22 protein-coding genes and 1 pseudogene are annotated in these 20,838 nt (G+C 68.1%); 13 read left to right on the forward strand and 10 right to left on the reverse strand.

Annotated features, from left to right (window positions below; genetic code table 11):
• Positions 1 to 163 precede the first annotated feature (163 nt).
• Both N802_RS16185 and N802_RS16190 read right to left on the reverse strand, forming a co-directional pair.
• Positions 164 to 997 carry a class II fructose-bisphosphate aldolase gene (locus tag N802_RS16185; protein WP_035918233.1) on the reverse strand — a complete coding sequence of 278 codons (834 nt, stop codon included), beginning with the start codon at positions 995 to 997 and terminating at the stop codon, positions 164 to 166.
• The gene (locus tag N802_RS16190) at positions 997 to 1,896 is read right to left on the reverse strand and encodes an SIS domain-containing protein (RefSeq protein ID WP_035918303.1); all 900 of its coding nucleotides are present in this window, start codon (positions 1,894 to 1,896) and stop codon (positions 997 to 999) included. Before N802_RS16190 ends, N802_RS16185 begins: the two co-directional genes overlap by 1 nt.
• A 123-nt stretch (positions 1,897 to 2,019) precedes the next feature.
• Between N802_RS16190 and N802_RS16195 the strand changes: the two genes are divergently transcribed.
• The 3 genes from N802_RS16195 (at position 2,020) to N802_RS16205 (ending at position 4,396) form a co-directional block, all read left to right on the forward strand.
• Positions 2,020 to 2,829: a DeoR/GlpR family DNA-binding transcription regulator gene (locus N802_RS16195; RefSeq protein ID WP_052110066.1), complete on the forward strand. Its 810-nt coding sequence runs from the start codon at positions 2,020 to 2,022 to the stop codon at positions 2,827 to 2,829.
• Between the two features lie 110 nt (positions 2,830 to 2,939).
• The gene (locus N802_RS16200; RefSeq protein ID WP_035918234.1) at positions 2,940 to 3,443 is read left to right on the forward strand and encodes a glutathione peroxidase; all 504 of its coding nucleotides are present in this window, start codon (positions 2,940 to 2,942) and stop codon (positions 3,441 to 3,443) included.
• Positions 3,440 to 4,396 carry an N-acetylglucosamine-6-phosphate deacetylase gene (locus tag N802_RS16205; RefSeq protein ID WP_035918235.1) on the forward strand — a complete coding sequence of 319 codons (957 nt, stop codon included), beginning with the start codon at positions 3,440 to 3,442 and terminating at the stop codon, positions 4,394 to 4,396. The genes N802_RS16200 and N802_RS16205 overlap by 4 nt, the downstream gene beginning before the upstream one ends.
• Before the next feature lie 70 nt (positions 4,397 to 4,466).
• Here the strand turns inward: N802_RS16205 and N802_RS16210 are convergent, their stop codons facing one another.
• The 6 genes from N802_RS16210 to N802_RS19680 all read right to left on the reverse strand — a co-directional run bounded on the left by N802_RS16210 (position 4,467) and on the right by N802_RS19680 (position 11,236).
• Complete coding sequence (locus tag N802_RS16210; RefSeq protein WP_156971467.1) at positions 4,467 to 5,075, reverse strand: hypothetical protein; 609 nt, start codon at positions 5,073 to 5,075, stop codon at positions 4,467 to 4,469.
• A gap of 51 nt (positions 5,076 to 5,126) precedes the next feature.
• The gene (locus N802_RS16215) at positions 5,127 to 6,686 is read right to left on the reverse strand and encodes an ATP-dependent DNA ligase (protein WP_035918237.1); all 1,560 of its coding nucleotides are present in this window, start codon (positions 6,684 to 6,686) and stop codon (positions 5,127 to 5,129) included.
• 76 nt (positions 6,687 to 6,762) lie between these two features.
• On the reverse strand, positions 6,763 to 7,377 hold the full coding sequence (locus N802_RS16220; protein WP_052110067.1) for a GNAT family N-acetyltransferase: 615 nt from the start codon (positions 7,375 to 7,377) through the stop codon (positions 6,763 to 6,765).
• Positions 7,374 to 7,808 carry a VOC family protein gene (locus tag N802_RS16225; protein WP_035918239.1) on the reverse strand — a complete coding sequence of 145 codons (435 nt, stop codon included), beginning with the start codon at positions 7,806 to 7,808 and terminating at the stop codon, positions 7,374 to 7,376. Before N802_RS16225 ends, N802_RS16220 begins: the two co-directional genes overlap by 4 nt.
• A gap of 117 nt (positions 7,809 to 7,925) precedes the next feature.
• Positions 7,926 to 9,944: a PhoX family protein gene (locus tag N802_RS16230; RefSeq protein ID WP_084072286.1), complete on the reverse strand. Its 2,019-nt coding sequence runs from the start codon at positions 9,942 to 9,944 to the stop codon at positions 7,926 to 7,928.
• A 158-nt stretch (positions 9,945 to 10,102) separates the two neighbouring features.
• A complete protein-coding gene (locus N802_RS19680) occupies positions 10,103 to 11,236 on the reverse strand; it encodes a P-loop NTPase and SpoVK domain-containing protein (protein ID WP_156971468.1) in 1,134 nt (377 codons plus the stop codon).
• A gap of 90 nt (positions 11,237 to 11,326) precedes the next feature.
• On the opposite strand from N802_RS19680, the gene N802_RS16240 reads away from it, so the two are divergent.
• The 3 genes from N802_RS16240 (at position 11,327) to N802_RS16250 (ending at position 13,807) form a co-directional block, all read left to right on the forward strand.
• Positions 11,327 to 12,451: an App1 family protein phosphatidate phosphatase gene (locus tag N802_RS16240; RefSeq protein WP_035918243.1), complete on the forward strand. Its 1,125-nt coding sequence runs from the start codon at positions 11,327 to 11,329 to the stop codon at positions 12,449 to 12,451.
• Between the two features lie 4 nt (positions 12,452 to 12,455).
• On the forward strand, positions 12,456 to 13,316 hold the full coding sequence (locus tag N802_RS16245; RefSeq protein ID WP_035918246.1) for an Fpg/Nei family DNA glycosylase: 861 nt from the start codon (positions 12,456 to 12,458) through the stop codon (positions 13,314 to 13,316).
• 152 nt (positions 13,317 to 13,468) lie between these two features.
• Positions 13,469 to 13,807, forward strand: a complete 339-nt coding sequence (locus tag N802_RS16250; RefSeq protein WP_035918248.1) for a rhodanese-like domain-containing protein — start codon at positions 13,469 to 13,471, stop codon at positions 13,805 to 13,807.
• A 94-nt stretch (positions 13,808 to 13,901) separates the two neighbouring features.
• On the opposite strand, the gene N802_RS16255 is transcribed toward N802_RS16250, so the two are convergent.
• The gene (locus tag N802_RS16255) at positions 13,902 to 14,801 is read right to left on the reverse strand and encodes a hypothetical protein (RefSeq protein WP_156971469.1); all 900 of its coding nucleotides are present in this window, start codon (positions 14,799 to 14,801) and stop codon (positions 13,902 to 13,904) included.
• 87 nt (positions 14,802 to 14,888) lie between these two features.
• Entirely contained in the window at positions 14,889 to 15,338 is a 450-nt protein-coding gene (locus N802_RS16260; protein WP_245613982.1) for a hemerythrin domain-containing protein, read from the reverse strand.
• A 53-nt stretch (positions 15,339 to 15,391) separates the two neighbouring features.
• On the opposite strand from N802_RS16260, the gene N802_RS16265 reads away from it, so the two are divergent.
• The 7 genes and pseudogenes from N802_RS16265 to N802_RS20340 all read left to right on the forward strand — a co-directional run.
• The gene (locus tag N802_RS16265) at positions 15,392 to 16,288 is read left to right on the forward strand and encodes a TIGR02587 family membrane protein (protein WP_035918255.1); all 897 of its coding nucleotides are present in this window, start codon (positions 15,392 to 15,394) and stop codon (positions 16,286 to 16,288) included.
• Entirely contained in the window at positions 16,285 to 16,686 is a 402-nt protein-coding gene (locus N802_RS16270) for a hypothetical protein (RefSeq protein WP_035918258.1), read from the forward strand. The genes N802_RS16265 and N802_RS16270 overlap by 4 nt, the downstream gene beginning before the upstream one ends.
• Before the next feature lie 130 nt (positions 16,687 to 16,816).
• Entirely contained in the window at positions 16,817 to 18,034 is a 1,218-nt protein-coding gene (locus N802_RS16275) for an ATP-binding protein (protein ID WP_035918260.1), read from the forward strand.
• Between the two features lie 184 nt (positions 18,035 to 18,218).
• On the forward strand, positions 18,219 to 19,034 hold the full coding sequence (locus N802_RS16280; protein WP_035918263.1) for a hypothetical protein: 816 nt from the start codon (positions 18,219 to 18,221) through the stop codon (positions 19,032 to 19,034).
• 830 nt (positions 19,035 to 19,864) lie between these two features.
• Positions 19,865 to 20,062, forward strand: coding sequence for a hypothetical protein (locus N802_RS20335; RefSeq protein ID WP_156971470.1), 198 nt, complete (start codon positions 19,865 to 19,867; stop codon positions 20,060 to 20,062).
• A 248-nt stretch (positions 20,063 to 20,310) separates the two neighbouring features.
• Positions 20,311 to 20,658 (forward strand): ArsR/SmtB family transcription factor, encoded by a 348-nt coding sequence (locus tag N802_RS16290; protein WP_211254445.1) that lies wholly within the window; start codon positions 20,311 to 20,313, stop codon positions 20,656 to 20,658.
• Positions 20,655 to 20,807 (forward strand): annotated as a pseudogene (locus N802_RS20340) (cation diffusion facilitator family transporter); the annotation flags it as partial. The gene N802_RS16290 and the pseudogene N802_RS20340, both read left to right, overlap by 4 nt.
• Positions 20,808 to 20,838: the final 31 nt, after the last annotated feature.

A 20,838-nucleotide genomic window follows, 5' to 3' on the forward strand; every position in this document is an offset into this window, starting at 1 on the left:
GCGGAACTCACCCAATTGGACGGTTCGGTACGGGCCGGTGGGTGTCTGCTGTACCCAAGCGTCCAATTGGGTGAGTTCGGTACGGAGCCGTCCAATTGGGTGAGTTCGGTGCGGAGCCGTCCTATTTGGGTGAGTTCGGTACGGAGCCGTCCAATTGGGTGAGTTAGGGACGGGCGAGGAGGCGGAGGAGGCGTTCGGCCTCGTCGGCGACGGCGTCGCGCGCCGCGCCGAGGTACTTCCGCGTGTCCACCGTCGCAGACGCGTCGAGCCGCGCCACCATCGCCTCGGTCCACACCTGGTTGAGGTGCGTCGCAATGTTGACCTTCGTCATCCCCGCCCGCACCGCGGCCACGAGCCCCTCGTCCGGCACCCCGCTCGACCCGTGCAGCACGAGCGGCACCGGCACCTCCGCCGCGATCGCCGCGATAAGACCAGTGTCCAGCACGGCCACACGTTCGGTCATCGCGTGCGACGACCCCACCGCCACGGCCAGCGCATCGACTCCCGTCTCCGCGACAAAGAGCGCCGCGTCCCCGGGGTCGGTCCGCACCCCCGCCGCGTGCACGCCGTCCTTGCCGCCCACCTCACCGAGCTCGGCCTCGACCGAGATCCCCGCGGCGTGACACTGCTCCACCACGCGTCGGGTCGCAGCGCGGTTCGCGTCGTCGGGCAGCTTCGACCCGTCGAACATCACCGACGTCAGTCCCAGCCCCACCGCCTCGTCGACCAGGTCAAGCGACTCGGCGTGGTCCAGGTGCACGACGACCGGCACCGAACACGACTCGGCGATCGCCAACGTCGCAGCCGCGATGGGCCGCAGCGACCCGTGATAGCGGACGCAGTTCTCACTGATCTGCATCACGACGGGAAGTGAACAGCGTTCTGCTGCAACGGCATACGCCTCGGCATGTTCGATCTGTATGACGTTGAACGCGCCCACGGCCCCGCCACGCGAGCGCGCCTCGGCCAGGACCGGAGCGAGGGGCGAAAGCCCCATCAGCTGGCGTCGTCGAGAATGATCGAGCGGGTCAGGTTGCGCGGCTCATCCGGGTTGATCCCCGCGGCGAGCGCGCGCACCAGGCAGTAGCGATGCACCCGCACCAGCTCGGCCATGGGGTCGAGGTCGCGGTGCTCGAAGTGCCCTCCGGTGGCGCGCACGTCGTCCGCCAGCCCCTCCGGCACCTGGCCCAGGGCCCACGTCGCGCGCCCGGGAGCCGCGATGCTGATCGGGCCGTGGCGGTACTCCATCGCGGGATACGACTCGGCCCAGAACTGCACCGACTCCCGCAGCTTGAGAGCCGCCTCGTGGGCGAGCCCCACGGTCCAGCCTCGTCCGAGGAACGTCACCTGCTCGACGTCGAGAAGCGTCTCATATGCCGTCCGCTCGCCTTCCGCAAGCACCTCGCGCGCGTCGCTGATCGCCTGGTCGAGCGACTCCCCGAGTGAGGCCCGCAAAAGGGCAAGGACGGTCGTGGCGAACCGGGTCTGCACGACGGACTGCTCGTCGACCTCGGGGAGGAGGATCGTGGACTCGGCGTTCTCCGCAGCCGGAGTCCCTGCCGTGGCGACGATCGCGACGTGCGGCGTCCCGGCTGCGCGCAGCTCCTCGACAACCTCGATGACCTCGGTCGTCGTGCCCGAGCGGGTGATGACGACCACGCGGTCGTAGCCCCGCGCCAGGTGGTGCTCGGACGCGGCGAAAGCGTCGGTGACGCCCTGTCCCAGGGACTCGCGCAGGACGGCATACGCCTGGCCCATGAACCACGACGTGCCGCATCCGATCGTCGCGACACGTTCCCCGGGAGCCGGCAGAAGGTGCGCAACCTCCGGGAGGTGGGCCACGACGGCGGCCCAGTCGTCGGGTTGGGTGGCGATCTCCTGCGCGAGGAAGGTCATGGTCGGGTCCTTGATCACATGATGGCGAGGTGCGTGAAGGTGATTGACAGTATCTCCAAACGTGCATACTCGCGCAACAAGTGACGCGTGCGCTGCGTGAACCTGAGCGATACAGTCACCGACATGACCGAACGCCTCGACGTCGCCCCCGACGGCCATCGCCATCGGGCCTCGCGGCTGTCGGCCATCCTCGACCTCCTGGCGACCGAGGGGCGGCTCAGCGTGTCCGCTGCAGCCGAACGGCTCGGCGTCTCTGAGGCCACCATCCGACGGGACTTCTCGGAGCTCACCCGGCGCCAGCTCGTCACGCGCAACCATGGCGGTGTCGTGGCGACGTCGGTGGCCTACGAGTTGCCCTACCGCTATCGCGCGAGCCAGAAGGACTCCGACCTCGAGCGCATCGCCCGGGCCACGTCCGAGCTCGTCGCGCCCGGCGCCGTCGTCGGCATGAACGGCGGGACGACCACGACGGCAGTCGCGCGCACGCTCGCCGCCCGCGAGGATGTGTCGCCGCGAGAGTTCACCCTCGTCACCAGCGCGCTCAACATCGCGGTCGAGGCCGTCCTGCGCCCGCACGTCCGTTGCGTCAGCCTCGGTGGAATTCCGCGACCCGAGTCCTACGAGGTCACCGGCCCCCTCGCCATCGCGGGCCTCAGCCAACTCTGGCTCGACGTCGCCATCCTCGGCGTGAACGGCCTGTCCGCCGCCGAAGGCGCCACGTGTGAGCACGAGGACGAAGCCGCCGTCTCACGACTCATGGTCGAGCGGGCGCGCGAGGTCATCGTCGTCGCGGCCGAGGCCAAGCTCGGGGAGCGCGCGTTCACGATCATCTGCGACGCCGAGCAGGTCAGCACACTCGTGACCACCGCGGTCGACGCAGACCCGCGGGTCGCCGAGCTGAGGGCGGCCGGCATCACGGTCCACTGCGTCTGACCCCATGGGCGACTTCGTGCCCCAATGGGACAGGCAGGGGAGGCCTTCGGCCGAGGAGCGTGTCCCATTCGGGCACAAAGTCGAATCGCGCTGGCGGCTAGGGTCGGTGCATGACTGAGACGACTCGTGAAAAGACCCTGTCCGACTTCTCCGCGACCAGTCTCGCGGGCGACCCACAGGACCTTTCCACGTATGCCGGCCAGGTCGTTCTCGTCGTCAACACCGCGTCCGAGTGTGGTCTGACCCCGCAGTTCGAGGGCCTCGAGAAGCTGTGGCAGGAGTACCAGGACCAGGGGCTCGTCGTGCTCGGCTTCCCGTGCAACCAGTTCGGCGCCCAGGAGCCCGGCACCGCCGAGGAGATTGGCGCGTTCTGCCAGCGCAACTACGGCGTGAGCTTCCCGATGTTCGAGAAGATCGACGTCAACGGCGACAACGCCCACCCGCTCTTCCAGTGGCTTCGCGAGGAGAAGGGCGGACTGCTGGGCGACAAGATCAAGTGGAACTTCACGAAGTTCCTCGTCGGCCGCGATGGCGCCGTCATCGACCGCTACGCACCGACCACGCTTCCCGAGTCCCTCAAGGGCGACATCGAGAAGGCGCTGGCCACGGAATGAGCACCCCGGCCGCTCCCGCTGACCTCGTCGACCTGCACTGTCACGGTGCCTTGGGCCATGAGTTCGGCGGGGACACGGCTGGCTCGTCGGCGGCCGCCGCCCACCATCGTGCCGCCGGCATCGGCTCCCTCGTCGGGTCCCTGGTGTCGGGCACTCCCGACACGCTCGTCGCGCAGGTCGCGACGCTCGCGCCCCTCGTGGCCCGGGGCGAACTGGCCGGGATCCACCTCGAGGGTCCGTTCCTGTCGAACGAGCGCCGCGGCGCGCATGACCCGTCGGTCCTGACCGACCCGGACCTTCGTCTGGTCGAATCGCTCGTCGCGACGTGCGCCGAGGCCGGGGTCCCAGAAGCGTTGGTGCAGTGGACCTTTGCACCGGAACGGCCCGGCTCGGAGGGCCTCGTCAACGCCTTGGCGCGCCACGGCATACTCCCCGCTGTTGGCCACACGGATGCCGCTGCGGACGTGGTCGCCGCGACGCTGGGAGCGATCGCCGATGCGTGTGGTCGCCCGCCGCTCGTGACGCATCTCTTCAACGGTATGCCGGCCTTCCATCACCGCTCCGGCGGTCCCGTTGCGGCGGCGCTCGCCTCCGCGGCGCGCGGTGATTGCATCGTCGAGCTCATCGCCGACGGCGTGCACCTTGCTCCCGATGTGGTGCGGATGGTGTTCGAAACCGTGGGGCCCGGTCAGATCGCGCTCGTCTCTGATGCCATGGCGGCGACGGGTCTGGGTGACGGCTCCTACACGATCGGCACGCTCGAGGTCGAGGTCGCGGCGGGCGTCGCCCGACTGGCCGACGGAGGCTCGGGGCGTGGATCGATCGCCGGATCGACGTCGACCCTCGCGGACTGCGTGCGCTGGGCGATCGACGTGGCTGGGCTTTCCGAGGCCGACGTCCTCACCGCCGCGACCACCACCCCGGCGGGCGTCCTCGGCCTCCCCACCCCCTGACGCTGGGTCTCATTGCGAAACAGCGACACTCTGAGGCCGAAATGGGAGTCTGAACGTCGCTGAAGCACAATCAGGCCGTGATGTTGCCTCTGCGGCTGCGGCGTCGCTCCTGATCACGGCGCGCATCCCGCACCTCCCACCAGCCCTTCATCAGGCCGACGACAACCATCACGGCGGTCGTCATGAGCCCGCCGAGAGCAGCCATGCCAAGCCACTGCCCGACCGTCTCGATGGGTCCGGGGTAGAAGTCGTCGAAGGATGTCCCCGCGCCGGTCCGCCGGGCAGTCGTGACATCGCCAACCTTGTCCTCCGGCCATGGGCAGTGAGTGATCGCGAATTCGGCAGCCATCCCGGGAGGCGGATTGGCCGACCGATAGGTAGTGCGCTCGCCAGGCGTGTCATTCCAGAGCGACTTCGCGCCACACGACTCCATCGTGCCGGAGGATTCGATCGAGACGATCGTGATGCGCTCGGTCGGTACGCCCCGAACCTCGAAATAGTCGATGCCCATCAGGGCAGTGAGAAGGACAAAGACGCCCAGACCCCACAGGCCGCCGTACAGCGCAGCGGCACTCCACAGCCCGTCGTAGCCGATGGGCTCCTCGTCTCTGCGGCGACGTTCGGGATCACCCATTGGGACCCACCCCGTATGCGCCGCCGACCTGTCACCCTCGCTCACCCATGGATTGTCGCTGATGAGCCCCGTGCCGGGCGTGAACAAGGTGGCGAGCTAGGTCCGGAGCAGGGCACGGAGGGTCTGGATGGTGTCGGCCTCGGCCGCTCGCTTCGATCCTGCTGGGCCACCGCTGCCAGGTGCACCGTCCACGCGGTAGCGCTTGACCCGGGCGAACCGCAGTGCGACGCCTCCGGGATAGCGCGAGCTTCGCTGGACCCCGTCGATCGCGATCTCCACGACGATCTCGGGCCGCATCATCAGCGCCCACCCGTTGTCGTCGACGCCATAGTCCGGGAACGTCTCCGTCTGCCACTGCAGCAACTCGTCCGTGAGCCCCTTGAACGTCTTGCCGACCATGACGAACCCGCCCGCCGGACCGAACTCGCCCTCGGGGTCGCGCGCGCCGAGGTGGAGGTTGGACAGCCACCCTTGGCGCCTCCCCGACCCGCGCTCGACTCCGAGTACGACGAGGTCGTAGGTGTGCACCGGCTTGACCTTGACCCAGTGCTTGCCGCGCCGCCCGGCCGCATAGGTCGAGTCGACTGCCTTGATCATGACGCCCTCGTGACCGACCGCCAGTGCTTCGCGCGAGATTCGTTCCGCGACAACGGGATCCGTGGTTACTTCTCCAGCGATCCGGTATGCCGGCGCGATCCGTTCCAGCACCGCCAACCGTTCCGACAGTGGCCGGTCGATGAGGTCCTCCCCGTCGAGGTGCAGGGCGTCGAAGAACCGGGGCGCGAGCACCTGCTCACGTGACTGGTCAGCGCCGAATCTGCTCATGGTGTCCTGGAACGGGCGCGGCCCACCGTCGTCGTCGAGCATGAGGGTTTCGCCGTCGAGGATCACCGAGTCGACAGGTAGGGACAGCGCCACTTCGACGATCTCCGGCACGCGCGGGGTGATGTCTGCGAGGGACCTCGTGAAGACGCGGACGTCAGAACCGCTGCGGTGCACCTGAATCCGCGCGCCATCGAGCTTGTGCTCCACGGATGCCTCACCGGTGACGGCCAGCGCAGCACCGACGTCCGCAGCGGTCGAGGCCAACATGGGCTGTACGGGAGTGAGCACCGCCAACCCGACGTCCGCGAGAGACTCCGGCGACTCGAGGGCCAGCCCCACCGTCCCTGCCAACGATCCGCTGAGCATCACAGCGCGTCGGACCTCCGTCAGCGGCAGGTCCACCGCTCGCGCCAGCCCGTCGGTGAGCACTCCCTCGAGGGCTCCCGTCCGCATCTCCCCGGTGAAGGCTCGCACCAGGTAGTCCAGCTCCGTCGCCGTCGCCTGCCCGAACAACTCCACGAGTGCTGTGTTGCGGGCACCGGTTGATCCCGAGCCGCCCAGCCCTGCGATCTCATCGAGCACCGAGTCGACGTCGCCGATCGTCAATGCCGCCGTGTCGGCTGGTGCGGCTGACTTCCGGGCGGCCAGCACCGTCCGGTAGCCCAGTCCGATCGATCCCTGTCGCAGTCGCCCGAGGAGAAGTCCCACGGCAGCCTCGGCTTCGTCCGGGCGCAGGTCCCGCAGCACCGACGCCACCACTTCCGTTTTCGCCGTCCGTGACCGGGTGGCCGCGAGGGCCGCAGCCGCGTCGACAAGGCGAGCCAACGGCATACGAGAAAGTTCCGAATCGGTGTCCCCAACGGAGGAATTCGGTGAGTTCGGGACGGGCTGGGTTGGGTCGGAGGCTTCAGGCATGGGGCACGGCCTCCCAGTCGGAGTCGAGCATCGCGTAGGCGTAGCGGTCGACCCACCCGAGCTCACGATGCAGCGCATCGGCACGTTGGTGCGATTCGCGGGTCATGCCGACACGCTCCATGAGTCGCCAGGACGGTTCGTTTGCAGCGAAGCAGTCGGCCTCGACGCGGTGGAGCCCGAGCACGTCGAAGCAGATGCCGAGCGCAGCCCGCAGTGCTTCGGTCTCAAGCCCGCGCCCGTGCACCGTCGGGTCCATCGACCACCCGAGGTTGGCTCGCGTCCCACGAGCCCCCTCCTCGACGTCGGTCTGCGCATAGGAGTCGAGCACCCGCACATGCAGATCCATGATGAGTCGCCCCTCAGGAGCGGACCTGTCGTGCAGTTCGACGACCAGGACCGTCGCGAGCTTCTCGGGCGGGCCGAGCCGCTCGAGATAGGCGTCGAGTTCACGGGTCGGGTTCGTCATGAACTGCGCGACGTCCTCACGTCGACGCCACTGCGACCACACGACCTTGAGATCGGCGACGGTGGCCGGGCGCAGGAGCAGTCGCTCGGTGCGCACCGGCCACGTGACGTCCGCGAGGGTGAGGAGAACTCGCTCGCTCACTCCGCCGAAGGCTGACCGGCCGCCTGGTCGCCCGCAATGTTGACCATCCAGCCGATGCCGAACTTGTCGGCACACATGCCGAACTCGTCGCCCCACATCTGCTTCTCGAGGGGGACGTCCACCCGGCCACCGTCGGAGAGCTTGTCCCAGTAGCCGCGAAGCTCGTCCGCGTCGTCGCCCGAGAGGCTGATCGTGATGGACGAACCTTCCAGGCGCGGCATCCCGGGAGGGGTGTCGGCGGCCATCAGGGTGAGGCCGCCGGGCGTCCTGAGGCCGGCGTGCATGACGCCGTCGGCGCTGGCCTCGCCGGGGTCGCCGTACTCACCGAACGTGGAGACGTTGAGCTCGCCCCCGAAGACGGACTGGTAGAACTCCATGGCCTCGCGGGCGTTGTCCTGGAACTGGATGTAGGGATTCAGTGTCGTAGCCATGTCTCCGACGCTAGACCTGTCCACCGACAACCGACAGCCCCCTGGCAAGGCCCGACTTCTTGCCCCGGTGGGACCGGCTCGCTGGCGCTCGCCCGTCCCAGCGGGGCAAGAAGTCGATCAGCGGCCGTGGCGGCGGTAGGCGTGGATCACGGAGGGGCGGGGCTGGCCGTCGCCGCGGTACGGGAAGTGCGACACCACATTCTCCGGCGTCGCCCCGTTGACCTCGCCCGGGTGCTGCACGGCGACGAGGACCGAGTCCTCGTTGATGATCACCGGGCCACACGTCTCGGCACCCACCGGCACCGAGAGGAACTGCTGCAACTTGCCCTTGTCGGCGCCTTCGAGCGGCATGACATAGAGCGCGTCGCAGTAGTTGAGCTGCCCGGGCATGCCGTCCGTGGAGATCCACAGGTTGCCGGCCTTGTCGAAGGCGACGTTGTCGGGGCAGCTGATGGGGCTGACCTCGGACTTGTCATAGCCGTTGAAGTACGTCTGCGGGTCGCTGGGGTTGCCGGCGACGAGGACGATCTTCCAGGTGAACGTCAGCGCGGCGTGGTCACCGCCCGCCTCCGTGAACTCGGTGACGTGTCCGTGCTTGTTGCTCGCGCGCGGGTTCGCCTCGTCGATCTGGGCGGGTGTGCGCGACGAGTTGTTCGTCATCGCTGCGTAGATGCGGCCGTTGACCGGGTTCGGCTGGACGTCCTCGGGACGGTCCATCTTCGTGGGGCCCACGACATCGGCGGCGAGGCGCGTCCAGATGAGGACCTCCTCGACCGAGAAGCCGGGAACCTTCGAGACACCGTCGACGACGAGCGGCAGCCACTGACCGGTCCCGTCATACTCACCATCAGCCGCACCGTCCCCCGACAGACGGGCGACATAGAGATCGCCCTCGGCCAGGAGGGTCATGTTGTGCTTCTTGTCGCCCTCCTTGTACCTGCCCTTCGAGACGAACTTGTAGATGTAGTCGAACCGCTCGTCGTCACCCATGTATGCCGCGACGCGCCCGTCCGCGGTCAGCGCCACGCTCGCACCCTCGTGCTTGAAGCGACCGAGGGCCGTGTGCTTGACCGGCGTGGAGGTCGGGTCATCCGGGTCGACCTCGACGATCCACCCGAAGCGGTTGACCTCGTTGGGCTCCTTGACGACGGAGAAGCGGTCCTGGATGCGCTCCCAGCCGCGCCCGGCCGACGTGATGCCGTAGCGCTTGAGGCGACCCTGGGGGTCCGGGGCGCCCGTGGCGTTGAAGTACTGGTTGAAGTTCTCCTCACCGGACAGAACCGTGCCCCACGGCGTCTCGCCGCCGGCGCAGTTGTTGAGCGTGCCGAGGATGCGCTCGCCCTTGGGGTCGTCCGACGTGCGGAGGTGGACCGAACCGGCCGCCGGGCCCGACATGGCGAACGGGGTGTCGGTGTGGATGCGACGGTTGCGCTCGCCGCCCTGGACCCAGCGCCACGGGCTGTCGGCGTTGCGGCGGGCGACCTCGGTGATGGTCAGGCCGTGGGCGGCCTGGACGATGCGGAGCTGCTCGTCGGTGAGGTCGGCCGAGGAGGCGACGCCGCGGAACATCAGCTCGTCGTTGGTGTATTCGTTGTTGAAGGCGACGAGGCCCTGGTGCGCGCCCCGGTTGCCGGCGCCGCCCTGGATGAACTGGACGTAGTCGGCGTTGTAGCCGGCCTGCTCGCGCTGCGCGGCAGCGGTCTGGTTGTCGAAGTCGAAGGCCGGCGTGTTCTTGAACAGCGGGTCACCCCACGAGATGACTGGCGCCCACGCGAAGCCCTCGGGCACGACGACGGCGTCGGTCGTGGCCGGAGTCGGGGCGATGCCGGTGAAGCCGAGGGCCGACTTGGGGCCCTTGGCCGGGACGACGCCGGCCGGTGCGGCGGGAGCGGCAGCCGCGGCGGACGGCATACTCCACGCCGTCAGGCCGACCAGAGCGGCACCCGCACCACCGGCGCGCAGGGCGGCGCGGCGCGAAACGCCGGCGGCGACGAGGTCGCCGAAGTACTCGTTGTCGGAGGTGTTGGGCACCGGCTGGTCGCAGGCGTCGCCACAGCGGTAGTGGCACGTCATGGAGCTGCGGCCACCCTCGTGCGAGCGGGTGAACAACGGAAGCATGCGGATGGGAGCGGTCACGTCGGTCCTTCGTCAGGGGCGAGAGGGTCGGCGGTGCAGCAGCAGACACGACCACACCGCGAGCGACGCTAGGGAGCCTTCGGGCCGAACTTCGGACGCTGTGGTGAACACTGGGTGACGCGTTGTCGACGAGCGTCTGCCCGTCTCAGACCCCGGGCTCAGCCGTGAGGCGACGTGACGCGCAGGACTCCTGACTCGACCATCGAACGGATGCCGTCGTCGACGATCCGCGTCGCATCCGGGTGGTCACCGAGCGCCTCGACGACGGCCGCTCGCACCTCACCGACCCTCACCGGATCTGCCGCCTGTTGCCACACGACTTCTCCCACGGGCCCCAGCCGCAGCAGGTCACTGCCGATCAGGACGATGCTGCCGCCCTCGCCGTGCAGGGCATCCCGCCAGGGCGCCCGCTCGACGACCATCGCAGCATCGAGGGGATCAGCCCCGAATTCGCTCGACCCCGGGCTCGGGGGCGGCGCGCCTGTCGTCCCCTCCGTCGTGGCCCATTCCGCGCGCTCGCTGGTCGCGCCTCCCTCGCGGTCGAAGAGCGACCGGACGAGGTCGACACACTCGCCAATCTCGCTGTAGCGCAACACATACGGACCGCCTCCGGCGCTCACGACCTGCGCGATCCGCTGCATCGGGCGCTCGAGCAGCGGCAGGGACGAACTCTCCTTCGTCACGGCCAGCACGGCGTCGACGAGTGGCAGCTCGGTCAGCTCAGGCACCTCGTGTCGTGGGTCGCGATCGAGGACGACAACTGCATGGAGGTATGCCGTCCCGCCCGCCTCCCGCAGACCGAGTTCGGTCGGGCTGTGCTCTTCCTTCTCCCACCTCGCCCCGGGGTCGACGATCGTCGAGACGGGCTTGGGATAGGGCGAGATCCGGTCGTCCGACTCGATGGCGACGGTCTCGTCGCTGAGGTAGCCGAAGTGCTGCCCCAGGGTGCGTGCGGCCGTCGACTTCCCCGTCCCCGACGGGCCGACGAAGGCGATGGCCCTGGTGTTCTCGCCGTCCCCGTCGCCGTCGCCGTCGCTGAAGCCAGCGGCGTGGAGCAGCACAGCCTCACCCATGCGGCGCTTGATGGACGCCAACGTGATGGCGCGCGACACGGCATACGGATCGGCATGGCGGACCTCGAAGGGTTCGACGCCATCGTCATCGGACCGAGCGCCCGGGACGCGGCACGCCTCCCACAGCACGTGCAGGCGGTCGCGCTCGGCGGGGTCGAGGTCACCCGCCTCCAGGCTCCAGCGGGCGCCGAAGGCGTCGATGACGTAGTCGTCGCTCACGGCACGCATCCTCGCAGGTGGTGCCCGGTTGTCGAAGGCTGCCGCCGTGGTGCTCGCAAGAGACCAGGTCGATCGCACTAGAGTCGGTGCATGGCCCGCCCGCACCTCGCCGCCCTCATGGAGGACGTGTGGAACCGGCGCAAGAGCGACACGCTGCGCGAACGTGGCTGGGGCACCAAGATCGTGCCGCACACGGGCTACGGCAGTCACGGGTTCGTGCGGGTGCTCGCACGGGTGCTCATGTCGCGCGAGCCCATGCGCCAGGCGTCGGGTGACGCTGCTGGCACCGTGCAGTCGCTGAAGTCGGCCGACGACGAGACCCGCGGCTGGCGTGCGTTCATCACCGCACCCGCGATCGACGTCCCCGTGACGATCCGCATCGGCGACCGTGAGGTCGACGGCCGCACGGACCGGTCAGGGCTCATCGACATCACGATCCACGGGCACGGCCTCGGACCGGGCTGGCACCAGGTCGAGATCGAGACGCCGTTGGCGCGACCTCGCAAGGCCACGGTCCTCATCATCGGCACGCGGCAGACGCTCGGCCTCGTGAGCGACATCGACGACACGGTGCTCTCGACGTCGCTCCCACGGCCGGCCATCGCGGCGTGGAACACCTTCGTCAAGGCCGAGGGCACACGCAGGCCGGTGTCGGGCATGGCGACGTTCTATCGCCACCTCACCGACTCGCACCCGGGCATGCCGGTCATCTATCTCTCGACCGGGGCGTGGAACACCGCCCCGTCGCTGACGCGGTTCCTGCGCCGCAACGGCTACCCGCCTGGCCCCATGTTGCTCACCGACTGGGGCCCGACGCACACGGGCTGGTTCCGGTCCGGGCAGGACCACAAGCGGTCGGCGCTCGCGCGACTGGCCCGCGAACTTCCGCACGTGAAGTGGCTGCTCGTCGGGGACGATGGTCAGAACGACCCCAAGATCTACACCGAGTTCGCCGCGCGTCGACCTGACCACGTGCGGGCCATCGCGATCCGGCAGCTCAGCGTCGGAGAGCAGGTGCTCCAGAACGGTCTTCCCCTCGCCCACGACGACCTCGTGCCCGCACCCACCGAGGACATTGCGGCGCCCGTGCTGCGCGCAGGAGACGGATACGCGCTGCGCCGACTCGTGGCCCCCATCATCGCGGGCGAGGCAAGCGATCCCGATCCCGAGGCTGGTGCACGAGCGCTCGAGGCGTCGGACATGTGGGGCGTGTGACGGGATGCCCGAGCTGCCCGAGGTCCAGGCCCTGGTCGACTTCCTGGGGTCGCGTACCGACGGCCTCGCGGTGACGGGCGTCGAACTCGGCTCCATCTCGGTGCTCAAGACGTTCAACCCGCCGCCGGACGCGTTGGTCGGCGCGCCGATCGACTCGGTGTCGCGGCACGGCAAGTTCCTCGACCTCGATTGTGGCGGAACCCATTTGGTCTTCCACCTGGCACGGGCCGGATGGCTGCGCTGGTCCGACGAGCTGTCGTCGACGCGGCTGCGTCCGGGCAAGTCGCCGATCGCCTTGCGGGTGCGGTTGTCGGACGGGTCTGGGTTCGATCTCACGGAAGCGGGCACGAAGAAGTCGCTCGCGGCATACATCGTCTCTTCCCCGTCGGAGGTCCCGGGGCTTGCCGCGCTGGGACCCGACCCGCTCGCAGAGTCGTTCTCGCTCAGTGCTTTTCGCGAGATACTCGGTGAGCGCAACGCCCAGATCAAGGGCGTCCTGCGCGACCAGCGCATCATCGCGGGTGTCGGCAATGCCTACTCCGACGAGATCCTCCACGTCGCCAAGCTCTCGCCGTTCGCCATGGCTGCGAAGCTCGACGACGAACAGACCGAACGCCTGTATGCCGCACTGCGCGAGACGCTGTCCGCTGCCGTTCTCGCGGCGTCGGGCAAGCCTGCCGCCGAACTCAAGGACGCCAAGCGGTCCGGGATGAGGGTGCACGGGCGGACCGGTGAGACGTGCCCAGAGTGCGGTGATGTCGTGCGCGAGGTGTCGTTCGCGGACTCGTCGTTGCAATATTGCGCGACCTGCCAGACCGGCGGCAAGCCCTTGGCGGACCGGCGGACGAGCAAGTTCCTCAAATAACCCCGGACTCGAGCGAGCCACCCGTTGGTGAGCCCACCACCCCTGGGTGGTCGGCTCGGAAACATCTGCATCGCTCGTGATCACCCGCTGGCGCCTCCCGCGCAGAAGTGCCCACGCGCGAGATAGTCCCCGCGTGACGTAGCGTCGGGGGTATGAGTGAGTTCCCCCAGGTCCAGGTCGCCGACCTGTCCGACGATGCCGTGTTCCTCGACATCCGCGAGCAGGACGAGTGGGATCGCGGCCACGCGCCCGGCGCCGTCCACATCCCGATGAGCGAGCTCCCCGCACGGGTCGACGAGCTCGCGCCGTTCCTCGACCGCGACGAGCCGCTCGTCGTGACCTGCCGCAGCGGCGGCCGCGTGACGCGCACGTTGCCGTGGCTGGAGCAGCAGGGCTACGACGTCGCCAACCTCGACGGCGGCATGCGCGCGTGGCACGCCGCGGGCAAGGAGATGGAGACCGCCCACGGCGGCGAGGCTCAGGTCCCCTGACCCACCTCCGGCTCGCCGGACCCCCGCCCCACCGGGCAGGAAGTGCTGTGATCGCGACACTTCCGGCCCGGCAGGTCCGCGGTTCAGCGCGGGGTTAGCCCGTCAGCGGCTGGAAGGTGCTGGCCATCCTGAGGTCTTGGGGTTCGAGCCACGGCTCCACGGTCTCCAGAACCTTGTCCAAGGTCGCGCGGTCGAGCAACGTCACCTGGACCTCCAAGGTCCCGTCACCGCGACCGCCTGTCATCAGCAGACCCGGGAGCGCCTTCGCCAGCGCGTCCTGAGCTGCCTGCACGTCCTTCAGTGTCGCCGCATCACGCTGCTCGACGCACAGCCCACCGGGCCAGATCGCGCGCAACTCCTTGTGCACCTGTGAGGCGTCGCCGGTCACGAGGACGTTGAACATCGACTGGCCGTCGGACACCCACGAGCCGATGTAGCCGTCCACCTCCTCCAGCCGAATGCTCAGCGCATTCTGCTGCTCAGCCGAACCCGCCCCCGGACGGCCGCCGCCGGCATACGGGTCGTCGCACAATTGCGGGAAGTCCGGCGTCTGCGCGCTGGGCGCGACATGACCCTCGGGGGGCCGCTGACTGAGCGGTCGATCGAGGGTGAAGGTCCCGCCCTCACCGCCCGACGCGTCGAATCGACCGACACCCCACACGTCGCCGTTCGTCCACGTCACTCCGCCGGACCGCTCAGTCTGCAGCACGTTCCAGTCGACGTCGCCGACGATCCTGGGCCCCCCGCACTGCGGTGGGTACGACTCGGCAACCGCACCTGTGCAGAACTCGATCGGACCATCCGCTGATTTCTGCATGAGCATCCCGCGACCGGCGACGAGGGCGTCGGGCTCCACGACTTGGTGGGTGGGACTGGGGCGCTGTGGGTTCGGCGCCGACTGCACCGACTCGCCGCAACCGGTCAGTGCGCCCGCAGCCAGGACCAGCAGGGCCGTCGCCATCCGTCGTCGCATGCCGGTTGGACGCCCACTCACGAGATCAGGTTCCCGGACCCGGGAGGGTGCGTCACGGCATACCAAAATCTTTGTTGGTATGCCGTCCGCCCTAGATTCGGGGATACGTCACGATCGCGGCGGGGTCAGGGACACGACTTCCTCCCAGTCGTCGCCGTTGAGGTGGATCGCCGAGGCGGGGAAGAGGCCGTTGTCCTCGCGGTCGATGTGCTCGCGCAGGAGCTTCTCGAAGCTCTCGAACGCGCCCGGCTCTCCCTCGCGTACCTGCGCGAGCCGCTCGCCGATCTCGACATGTTCGGCGCAGAGGCTGGCGATGTGGTCGGTGAAGAGTTCGTCGCGCGCGAGGACGGAGAACAGTCCGGTCTCCTCGGCGTCGGTGTGCGGCCAGAGCGCATGCGCCATCGCGTCGGCGGCAGCGCTCCGGCCCGCCTCGTCCGGCGCATTCCGGAGCGCGGTCAGGTGGTTGATGATGTCCTCGTGCTCGGCCATGAACCGGCCCACGACCGTGATGTCGGCACATCCGCAATAACTGCACATCGGCACTACCTCCACCCCCATCGAAGCACTTTCGTTGGAGGCCCTGCTGGCGGTTGGGGGCATAGGGTCGCGATGTGAGCGCAGCGGCCGAGAACCCGTGGCGCACAGAGGCGCTGGACCTCGTGCGCGGCATGTCGGGCGGGCTGCTGTTCGGGGTGCCGCTGCTCTACACGATGGAGGTGTGGTGGACCGGTGCCCTGACTCAGGCGTGGGTGCTGCTCCTCATCGCCGCGCTGCTGTTCGTGCCGGTGTTCGTCATGAACAAGACCGAGGGGTTCCGGCCCTCGCGCGACGTCCGGTGGCGTGACGCCGCGGCTGACAGTGTCGAAGCCGTGGCCCTGGGGTTCGTCCTTGCCGTGGTGATGCTCGTCCTCATCCGCGAGATCACCACGGGCACGCCGTTGGGTGCGGCCTTGGGGAAGGCGTTCTACGAGGCGGTGCCGTTCTGCCTGGGCATCGGCATGGCGCGGCACCTGCTCGGTGGCGAGCGCTCATCGGTCGAGGGCGATGAGCAGGACGGGAACGGCGAAGGTGATGCGGGCGAAGGCGATGGGGGCGAAGGCGATGCCAGACCGAGGGTCAGCGCGAGCGTCGCCGATCTCGGGGCCACGGTCGTCGGCGCGGTGTTCATCTCCTTGGCCATCGCCCCGACGGACGAGGTGCCGATGATCTCGAGCGCCATGACACCCCTGTGGCTCCTTGCCATGATGGCGGCGTCGCTGCTCATCAGCTACGCGATCGTCTTCGTTGCCGGGTTCGGGAAGCAGGACGAGCGGCACGCCTCGGAGGGCCCGTTCCAACACCCGATCACGGAGACGGTCGTGTGCTATCTCGTCGCACTGGCGGTGGCAATGGTGCTGCTCGCACTCTTCCAACGCGCGCTGCTGCCCTGGCCCGAACTCCTGTCCCAGAGCATCGTTCTCGCACTGCCCGCCGCGATCGGTGGCGCCGCAGGAAGGTTGGCCATATGAATTCGCCTGCCGCACAACGGACCTCGCAGTCCGGCCGAACGTCTGCCGAGTGGGCGACCTTCGTCGTGTCCTGCCTTGTCCTGGCCGTCGTGGCGCTTCTCGTGGTGAGTCGGATGGTCGGCGATCGCGACCCGGCGAGGCCGGAAGCGCGGATCAGTGGCGTCACCCAGGTGGGCGGGCAGAGCCACGTCGGGGTGGAGGTGCGCAACGCCGGCGACGACACGGCCGCCAATGTCGCTGTGCGGCTGGAGTTCCAGGTCGACGGCGAGAAGGACGACGCGGAGCAGACCGTCGACTTCCTCGCCGCGGACGAGAAGGTCAGCCTCGTGTTCGTCCTGCCTGAGGGTGCGAGCGCCGACGACCTGGCCGCGCGCGCTACCGGATTCACCCAGCCCTGAGTACGACGAACTGCACGCCTATCTCAAGAAGCGTCGTCGCTGACCGCAGCCGGGTGCGCTGGCGCGACACGGCATACACGCTTATTCGGATGTATGTCGTCCGCCCTAGATTTGTGGATACGGTGCCATCGTGGACCCGATCCGGAACCCCTACGCCCCCGGCGCCGGCCAGCGCCCGCCCGAGCTCGCCGGTCGCGACGAGCAGCTCGACGCCTTCGAGGTCGTGCTCGAACGCGTCAGGCGCGGCCGCCCCGAGCGGTCGATCGTCCTGACGGGATTGCGCGGAGTCGGCAAGACCGTCCTGCTCAATGCGTTGCGGTCGGCGGCTGTTCGCGCGAAGTGGGGGACGGGCAAGCTCGAGGCGCGACCGGATCAGTCGCTGCGTCGACCTCTGTCGTCGGCGCTGCACCAGGCGGTGCGCGAGCTCGGCCATCCCAGCGACGAGGAGGTGCAGCACGTCCTCGGTGTCATCAAGGCCTTCGCCCAGCGGGACGCCCCAGCGGGGACGAAGCTGCGCGAGAAGTGGAACCCCGGGATCGACGCGCCGGCCGCTTCGGGGCGCGCGGATTCGGGTGACATCGAGATTGACCTGGTCGAGTTGTTGACCGACGTGGGTGGTTTGGCGTCGGACACCGGCCGCGGGATCGCGGTCTTCATCGACGAGATGCAGGACCTCATGCCCGACGACGTGTCGGCACTGTGCGCGGCGTGCCACGAGATCTCGCAATCTGGTCTGCCCGTGATCGTCGTGGGTGCAGGACTGCCGCACCTGCCCGCGGTGCTGTCGGCGTCAAAGTCATACTCCGAGAGGCTGTTTCGCTACTCGCGCATCGACCGGCTGCCACGTTCGGCTGCGGACGCGGCCCTGGTCGTGCCCGCGGAGGAGGAGGGTGCGGCCTACTCGGCGGAGGCGTTGGAGGCGATGTATGCCTCGACCGGTGGGTACCCGTACTTCATCCAGGCGTACGGCAAGGCTGCGTGGGACCGCGCGCCCTCGTCGCCGGTGACGGTTGATGACGTGAAGGTGGCGGCGCCGGAGGCCGAGGCCGAGTTGGCCGTCGGCTTCTTCGGGTCGCGATTCGAGCGGGCGACCCCGGGCGAGCGTGAGTACCTGCGGGCCATGGCCGATGTGGCGGTGGCGATCGCCGAGAGCGGTGTGGAGGAGCTCGACGACATCGAGTCGGTGCCGACGTCCGACGTGGCGGCACATCTGGGGCGCAAGCCACAGTCGTTGTCGCCGGCGCGGGATGCTCTGCTGAAGAAGGGGCTCATCTATTCGGGTGAGCGCGGGCGGATCGCGTTCACCGTGCCCCATTTCGGAAGGTACCTGCGCGAGCAAACCGCCTGACACAACTGTCCGGAGGTGCTTGATTCTGAGCTTTCTATGGGATTTGGGGTTGGAATCTGATCATGGCGAACTTTTTCAGGCACTAATCGAAGAAACTGAGCCTTCTGGATGAGGATTCTGATCCCATCGACATGAGATCCACCGACGGGAACAGGGCTTCGAGGGGTGCCTCTACTGTGCGTTCATGACTGAGCCTGCGACCGTGGATTGGAAGGGCGCGGACGAGCTGTGGCCGTCCATTGCCGACGCCTATAGCCGCATGCAGGGGCTCGACGACTCTGGGGCAGCCTCGACGAGCTTGGCCGCGCGGCAGGTTGATCGGGTCCAGCCCGCGGGTCACCGTCCGTACATCGCGGCGCATCGGCTGCTGACGATCGCTCACGAAAACCACCTGGCGTTCTTGGGTTTGGTCCAGGCGATCGGCTTCGGCCCGAATGCCCCCTTCAACTTGCTCCGACCGGTCCTGGAGAACGCGTTGTGGGCGATCTGGCTGCTTGACCCTCGAACGAGTCATGACCGCCGTCGCCGAGGGCTGCACTTCGAAGTTCTCGATCACAAGGCGGAGCTCGCCTTCTTGGAAGAGCTCGGCAAGTTGTCCGACGGACGTGAGTACCGGGAACAGGCAGCTGAGCGGCGGGCGACAGCGGGTGCCAGTTACCGGCGTGACGCCGAGGCGCTCGGTGTGGAGTACGCGGATCTGGGGAGGAAGGTCAACCTGACGGACGAGGTCCCGAAGCTGGACTGGCTGGTGTCTCGACACGGCTCGGACTATGCGCGCATCGTGGTGGCCGAGTGGCGCCGCCTGTCCGGGTACCAGCACACCAAGGTGTGGGCCAGCATGTTCGGATCAGATCGAACCTTTGTCGCGCGCATCGACGGTGGCGGGGCAGCGCACTTCGTGGCCTCGGATGACGGGATCAGCCTCGCCGTCGGGACCAGCGGTCTTGTCCTGCTCGAGGCGCTGCGCCTGTACGAGCGACGGCACCACAGCCCAGCGTGACCGTGCCATCGCAGGTCACCCGCGAAGGTCCCGTGCCACAACACCCATGAGCCGTCTGCGCGAGGTGGTGGCCGTGTCGACTCGACGTCCCTGCGATGTCGTACCTAGGGGCGTGGGTGAGCGTTGTCCGATGCGGTGGTTACGGTCGCGGTATGGAGAGTGCACGGTGCACCATCGACGGGCGGGACCATGTCGCCGGGGAGTTCGCACAGTTGCCCGGGCGGGTCCTTGAGCAGCGCCGACGTGCCTTGGTGTGTTTGGGCACTGGTTGCGGTGGGCGAGCCTTTTTCCGCAGTCGATCCATCGACGGCAGAGCTGCGTGCTTCGGATCGAACGAGCACACCTTTGACTGTGACGCTGCGACGCCTGGCCCGGCGGACGATCACGGGGGTGCGGACGAGAGTTCAGACGAGTTCGCGAACGTGGGCAATCGGCTGTTGATCGACACCCGGCCGCAGCCGTCACAGCTGGCTCACCATGACCCGGACGCCCCTGCGGAGCCGGGACGGTTAACACCCCGCCACAGTGGTCATGGTCCCGATGGGCCGCGCGCGGCGATCAGCCACAAGAGATTGCGACCGATCCTTCGAGAACTGCTCCGGTCTCCTGCCTTCGGGCGTTGGGACAGAGTCGTCTACTACAAGGACTTTCCATCCGCGAAGACGCGATGGTTCTTTCGGCCCCTCGCCGCCACGACCGAAGTGTTGGACAACGGGCGGCGGGCGGGGTTCTGGGGGACCGTGGTGTCGGCCTACCTGCCTGCTGGCAGCGGGCTATGGCTCAACGTGGGCCCTCCGGGCATGTGCAGTGTTCTAATCCCGCTACCGCAAGTGGATTCGTTTCTTCTCGCGGTCGGAGAAGGTGACGTCGAAGATCTCGTTGGGGGCGCGATCATCGTGCTGGGACAGTGTCGGCGCTCCAACGCAGGAAAGTTGTACCTCAAGATCGCGGACCTCGATGAGTGCGCTTGGCTGCCCTTCGAGGCGGCGCAACGGATCACGTCGCAAGTATTGGCCCGACCCAAGTAGCGGTGGGTTGGCGTCAACGACTCTCATCGATCTCGGTGGTAACTCGCTTCGCATCCGGCGGCTCGGTAAATGCTCCGGGCAGGACCCGGGCCAACCAGCATTCGACCAGACCAGCCGATCATCTGACGTTTGGTGGCGACGGAAGCCGGCTGGCATTGCCCTATGATCTGATCATGCGCTCAGATGATGTGATTGTTGGTCTCGATGGTTGCTCCGTCCACTGTGTCCATCCGGACAAGGTGCAACTGGTGCTGGATGCGACGCTGCCGACCGAACAATTGGCCCGTGCTTCGGGCTTGTTCAAGCTGCTCGGTGACCTGACCCGGTCCCGCCTGTTGTTTGCGCTCCTTGAGGCTGGCGAGTTGTGCGTCTGTGATCTTGCCGCGGCGACGGGAACCCAGGAGGCGACGGTGTCCCAATCGTTGCGGATGTTGCGTGCCTCTGGGGTGGTCACTGGTCGTCGGCAAGGTCGGTTGGTGTTCTATCGGCTCGCGGACGCTCATGTGCGGATGTTGCTTGATCTGACCCGGGAGCACATTGCCCACGATGCCGATGGTGCCTCCGGAGCGACAGCCTCAGGGCGGATGAAGCGGTGAGCGGCGGACACGGCCACGGGCACGCGGGCGGTGCGCACCGGTGGCGGCTGCGGTTGGCGTTCAACCTCGTCGCCGGCTACTTCGTCGTCGAACTCGTCGCGGGGCTGATGTCGGGGTCGTTGGCGTTGCTTTCCGATGCGGGGCACATGTGAATCGCCCCGAGTTTCGTGGAGGCTCGGT

The organism is Knoellia sinensis KCTC 19936, from assembly GCF_000768705.1.
In the GTDB taxonomy this organism is placed as follows: Bacteria; Actinomycetota; Actinomycetes; order Actinomycetales; family Dermatophilaceae; genus Knoellia; species Knoellia sinensis.